This window comes from Acinetobacter sp. ANC_7682 (genome assembly GCF_056779795.1).
The window spans coordinates 39,083-45,269 of sequence record NZ_JBWYIQ010000026.1; the positions used below are offsets into that span (position 1 = coordinate 39,083).

A 6,187-nucleotide genomic window follows, 5' to 3' on the forward strand; every position below is an offset into this window, starting at 1 on the left:
TCTTAAAGCAGTTTTGCTATCTAGCTGAATTTTGCAATACACAGTAGAATATGCGCTCTCTTCAAGTCACATTGTGGCATGGTTCAAAAGACCATCCCGTGGAGCCAAAATCAGCATGTTTATCGTGGCCGGTGCACCAGCACACTCTTCTTTTAAGCAAACGCAACTATTAACTCGTTTACAGTCAATTAGTTCGGTTCAATCAATAGAAAGTCAATGGGTTTATTTATTCGACCAAGCGCTCAACGAGCAACAACAGCAATCCGCTTTACAGCTTCTAAATGATGGTGCGTCATTTGAATTACGCCAAGCAGCCACAGATGAGATTCAAATCTTAGTCACTCCACGCGTAGGCACAATTTCGCCGTGGTCTTCAAAAGCGACCGATATTTTCGCGAACTGCAACACACCGGTTCATCGTCTTGAACGCGGTGTTTTGTTTACTTTGAAGGGTGTAAAAGACGTTTCAAATGAAATTAAGCAAATTCTGCATGACCGAATGACAGAAAGTGTTTTCAATCAAATTGACGATGCTGCTGCTTTATTCACTGAAACTGAGCCAAAACCGCTGAACTCGATTGATATTCTAGGTCTAGGTAAAGAAGCGCTCGTTAAAGCAAACTCTGAATTTGGTTTTGCTTTATCGGATGAAGAAATTGATTACTTGACTGATGCATTTATCAAGTTAGGTCGCAATCCGCATGACATTGAACTCATGATGTTTGCACAAGCGAACTCTGAGCATTGTCGTCATAAAATCTTTGGTTCAGAATGGACAATTGATGGTGAAGTCCAACCATTGTCATTGTTCCAAATGATTAAAAATACCTATAAAGAATCACCTACAGATGTATTGTCAGCATATAAAGACAATGCTTCAGTGATTGTTGGTTTTGATACGCAACGTTTTTATCCGAAAAAAGATGAAAACGGTCATTATGTTTATAAATATAAGAGCCAAGCTGCCCACATCTTAATGAAAGTGGAAACCCACAATCATCCTACAGCGATTGCACCATTTGCAGGTGCGGCAACAGGTTCGGGCGGTGAAATCCGTGATGAAGGTGCAACAGGTCGTGGTGGTAAGCCAAAAGCAGGCTTAACAGGTTTCACTACATCTAACTTGAATATTCCAGGCTTCGAACAGCCATGGGAAGAAAACTACGGTAAACCATCTCGTATGGCATCTCCACTTCAAATTATGATTGAAGGTCCATTGGGTGGTGCTGCCTTTAACAACGAATTTGGTCGTCCTGCGTTAAATGGTTACTTCCGTACATTCGAGCAAAATGTAAATGGAGATGTAAAAGGTTTCCATAAGCCAATTATGATTGCTGGTGGTTACGGTAACATCCGTCCTGACCATGTTGAAAAAGATGCGATCCAACCGGGCGATTTATTGATCGTGCTTGGTGGTCCTGCAATGCTCATCGGTCTTGGGGGGGGTGCGGCATCTTCTGTAGATAGCGGTACAATGGGCGAGAACTTAGACTTTGCTTCTGTACAACGTGAAAACCCAGAAATGGAACGTCGTTGCCAAGAAGTAATTGATACCTGCTGGCGTATGGAAGACCACAACCCAATCGTGTCTGTACATGACGTGGGTGCAGGTGGTATTTCAAATGCGATGCCTGAACTGGTAAATGACCACGAATTAGGTGCAAAACTTGATCTTCGTAAAGTACCATCATTGGAGCCAGGTATGGCGCCAATGGAAATTTGGTCAAATGAAGCGCAAGAGCGTTATGTATTGGCGATCCGTCCATCTTCATTAGAATTATTTGAATCAATCTGTGCGCGTGAACGTTGTCCGTTTGCCGTATTAGGTGAAGCGACTGAAGCGCGTCATTTAACGGTTGAAGATCCATTGTTTGGTAACAACCCAGTTGATGTACCAATGCAAGTGATCTTAGGTGGTACGCCACGTATGAGCCGCGCGTATGACTGTATAGAACGTCACGGTGATGACTTTGATGCTGCACAAGTGACTGATCTTAAAGATGCGATTTACCGTGTGATTAAGAACCCAACAGTTGCGTCTAAATCATTCTTAATTACCATTGGTGACCGTTCAATTACAGGTATGGTTGCACGTGACCAAATGGTTGGTCCATGGCAAGTGCCTGTAGCAGATGCTGCGGTAACAACAACAAGTTTAGTGGGCTACACAGGCGAAGCAATGGCAATGGGTGAACGTCCACCTGTAGCATTGTTAAATCCTGCGGCATCTGCACGTTTAGCAGTGGCTGAGTCAATCACCAACATCATGTCTGCAAAAATCGAGAAAATCAGCGACATTAAATTGTCTGCGAATTGGATGGCTGCAGCAGGTCAAGTAGGCGAAGACCAAGCATTATTTGAAGGTGTAAAAGCCATCGGTATGGAAATGTGTCCTGCGCTTGGCATCGCAATTCCTGTAGGTAAAGATTCTTTATCGATGCGTACGACTTGGAATGACGAAGGTGAAGATAAGTCTGTAACTTCTCCAATGTCAGGTGTGATCACAGCATTTGCACCAGTGACTGATGTGCGTAAGACATTAACACCAGAATTGAAAAACTTAGATTCAGTACTTGTACGTATTGATTTGTCTAAAGGTCAATTCCGTCTTGGTGGTTCGATCCTTGCGCAAGTGTATAAAGCAATTGGTTCGGTTACACCAGATGTAGATAGCTTCGATGACTTCAAAGCATTCTTTGCATTGGTGCAAGATTGGAACAACCGTGGCTTAATTAAAGCTTACCATGATATCGGTGATGGTGGTTTAATCGCAACTGTTGCAGAGATGATGTTCGCTTCACGTTTGGGTGTGGCTTTAGAAGATCAATCTGTAGCAAGCTTATTTGCTGAAGAAATTGGTGCAGTATTACAAATTGCTAAAGCTGATTGGGATGCACTACAGACTGAAGTTTCAGCATCAAGCTTAAAAGATGCGATCAGTGTCGTTGGTACAGTGAATACTACTGATACGCTAACGATCAATGGTTTAACGCTAGATCGTGTTGAACTGCAACAAGCGTGGACTGAAGTGTCACATCAGATTCAACGTTTACGTGACAACGTGGAAACTGCAGATCAAGAATATAGTCTAATTGCGAATAAAGATCATAAAGGTCTTATTGCAAAAGCGACATTCGATTTGAATGAAGAAATTGAAGCACCGTATATCAATACACGTCGTCCGAATATGGCAATCTTGCGTGAGCAGGGTGTAAATGGTCATGTGGAGATGGCAGCTGCATTCGACAAAGTTGGTTTCAATACGATTGATGTCCATATGAGTGACCTACTCGCTGGTCGTGTAAGCCTTGATGAATTTGAAGGTTTAGTGGCATGTGGTGGTTTCTCTTACGGTGACGTTTTAGGCGCTGGTGGTGGTTGGGCGAAGTCAGTATTGTTCAATCCTAAACTTCGTGATCAATTTGAGAAATTCTTTAACCGTCAAGAAACATTCTCACTCGGTATCTGTAACGGTTGCCAAATGTTGTCTCAATTGGCTCCACTCATTCCAGGTGCTGAAAACTGGCCACGTTTCCATCGTAACGTATCAGAAATGTTTGAAGCGCGAGCTGTAAACGTTTGTGTTGAAAAATCTAAATCTGTACTGTTAGAAGGTATGGAAGGTTCGATTTTACCAATTGCTGTGGCGCATGGTGAAGGTCGCGTTGTTGCAGCGGACAGCTCTATTGCTGCATTGAATGCGGGTAATCAAGTGACTTTACGTTATGTTGATAGCCAAGGTAATCCAACTCAACATTACCCATTGAACCCGAACGGCTCACCTGAAGCAATTACAGGTGTGACTTCAACTGATGGTCGTGCAACGATTATGATGCCTCATCCAGAGCGTAACTTCCGTGCGATTCAGCACTCTTGGAAACCTGAAGATTGGGATCAAGATGGTGCATGGTTACGTATGTTCCGTAATGCTCGTAAGTTTATTGGTTGATTAAATCAATAGATTGAAAAAGCCACCATAAGGTGGCTTTTTCATAGGTAAATTATTGTTTTGAAGATGTAGAATTGAGTTGAAAAAAAATAAAGAGTTCTCAAATGTCTGGTCTAATTTAAAAAGTATTACACTTGCGTGAATTGCTAATAGCTAGGGCTACAGATAGTTATGAAAAAGGTACCTCAGAGGCATTTCAAGAGCTTAGAAAAGAATTGCTGATAAAAAACCTTTATGGATATATTCCATTTATTGTTAAAGATACAAATACCTTAGATGAGTTTGAAGCGAGAATTAAATGGGATTTTAAATCTTATGTGGAACGTGAGAATTATATTTATTCAGAATTTAAAGAGTTATTGAATGTTTTAGAAAGTAGAAATACTTCTCCCTTAGATCAAGTAGTGGAGTTGAGAATTAACGAATTAAGTTCTGATTATATTCATCAAATATGGCAGAAAGCATTAGAGCGGAGAGTAACTGATCCTGATGGTGCTATTACATTAGCAAGGACACTTTTAGAGTCGACTTGTAAATATATTCTTGATGAACATCAAATTGACTACGGAAATGCGCCTGATATTAATCAACTATATAGATTAGTCAGTAAAGAATTAAATTTAGCACCTTCTCAACACACAGAACAAACTTTTAAACAGATTCTTGGAGGATGTAGTTCAGTGATTGGAGGCTTAGGATCATTGAGAAACAAAGTAGGGGATGCACATGGTCAGGGCAAAAAGAATTTTAAGCCTGCATCGCGTCATGCTGAATTGGCAGTCAATTTAGCTGGAACAATGTCAGTTTTTTTATTTTCAACGTGGAGCTTAAAAGAAAATAATGAATAAATTTATTAATAAAAAGCATTGTTAAATAGTATCTTAAATTTACCTTATGGAAAAATAAATTTAGATTCGCTAACATGAGCTTATTCAGCCACCATTTTGGTGGTTTTTTGTTTTTATAGATTTGGTTTCAAAATCTTTCTCCCACTGGACTTGGTTTGGTTTTTGCTTTTATATAGAGGTTAGGACAAGTGTGTTTATTGGACATATAGCTAACCATAATAAGTAAGAATTTAATGCGGTTCGTTTTTAACTCAGGTATGAGGTGACGATATGACCAAAACAATGATGATACTGAACAAACACGAGTTGAGGCAAAAAGGCTGGAAGCTATTCGCTTTTGTGGCCAGTCTTCAAATCCTATTTTTAATTGCAGGTTATTTCTTAACTGCGTAAAAAAAAGCCACCTTAAGGTGGCTTTCTTTAAATTCGAATTTAAAGCTCAGTTCATGAATCTTTAAGTTGATGCTGATCGAATAAATGATTACAAGCTACGACATTGTCCTTCTTTGTCCCCCTTAACGCGGTTTTGTCCGCCTTTTGGAGTTTGGCTATTTGACTCACATTTTAAATTACCATCGACCTGATTTGCAGTAACCTGAATGCTTGAACGATTTTCTTTAAGTTCAATATTGCCATCTACACGGTTATTGTGCAGTTGGATCGTTTTACCTTTTTCAAGTTGAATATTGCCGTCAATGCTATTGTTTTTAGCCGTCACTTGACCAAAATTTCCTTTAGATTCGAGGTTACCGTCAATCGTGCTATTTAAAATAGTTGCTTGCGCATTTGAATAGAGCATTACATTGCCTTTGACTGTAACTTGATCAAGCGTACATGGTTGTGTCACTTTTACATTGTCATCAATGGTTTTATTCTTAATTACACCGTTACAATTAAAGTCAGCGAGCGCTGGAACAGACAAACCTAAAAGTAGGGATGATAAAATTAACTTATTCATTTTAAACTCCTTTCATTATAATATGTTCATAATTGAACCATGTCATGATATGAAAGAAATGTGACAATCCTTTGAATTCCCAGCTAATTTTTTTGCTTTAATGATGATTTGTATAAATAAAACTTAATAATGACTATTTTGTTCAATAACGGAATATATCCAAACAGTCACTCACAAGTAGTGATGCAGATTTTTATCAAAAGCCCTCTATAAGTTAATTCTACTATTTCAATAAACAATTAAATAAAGAATTTTGTAGAGTAAATATTTTTTAAATTGTTGAATTATATGAAAAATACATTTGGAGCTTAAAAATACCTGTAAAATTAAACTGAGTAACTATTAGATCTCTTGCGAAAGTTAATTTAAGAGCATCCAATTCACCATTCCAGCAATTAAATTCATTCTTAGACCAAAGCGTTTCCGTCTATT

Annotated in this window: 4 protein-coding genes; 3 read left to right on the top strand and 1 reads right to left on the bottom strand. The window is 39.1% G+C overall.

Going from position 1 to position 6,187, the window contains the following annotated elements; translation table 11 throughout:
- The first annotated feature begins 115 nt into the window (after nucleotides 1-115).
- The 3 genes from purL to AC1M9D_RS10655 all read left to right on the top strand — a co-directional run bounded on the left by purL (nucleotide 116) and on the right by AC1M9D_RS10655 (nucleotide 5,190).
- Nucleotides 116-3,949, top strand: coding sequence for a phosphoribosylformylglycinamidine synthase (gene purL / locus AC1M9D_RS10645; protein WP_481612147.1), 3,834 nt, complete (start codon nucleotides 116-118; stop codon nucleotides 3,947-3,949).
- A gap of 134 nt (nucleotides 3,950-4,083) precedes the next feature.
- Nucleotides 4,084-4,797, top strand: coding sequence for an abortive infection family protein (locus tag AC1M9D_RS10650; RefSeq protein WP_481612148.1), 714 nt, complete (start codon nucleotides 4,084-4,086; stop codon nucleotides 4,795-4,797).
- 285 nt (nucleotides 4,798-5,082) lie between these two features.
- Complete coding sequence (locus AC1M9D_RS10655) at nucleotides 5,083-5,190, top strand: KGW motif small protein (protein ID WP_373687177.1); 108 nt, start codon at nucleotides 5,083-5,085, stop codon at nucleotides 5,188-5,190.
- An 88-nt stretch (nucleotides 5,191-5,278) separates the two neighbouring features.
- Here AC1M9D_RS10655 and AC1M9D_RS10660 read toward each other — a convergent pair whose 3' ends face one another.
- Nucleotides 5,279-5,755 carry a hypothetical protein gene (locus tag AC1M9D_RS10660; RefSeq protein ID WP_481589013.1) on the bottom strand — a complete coding sequence of 159 codons (477 nt, stop codon included), beginning with the start codon at nucleotides 5,753-5,755 and terminating at the stop codon, nucleotides 5,279-5,281.
- Nucleotides 5,756-6,187: the final 432 nt, after the last annotated feature.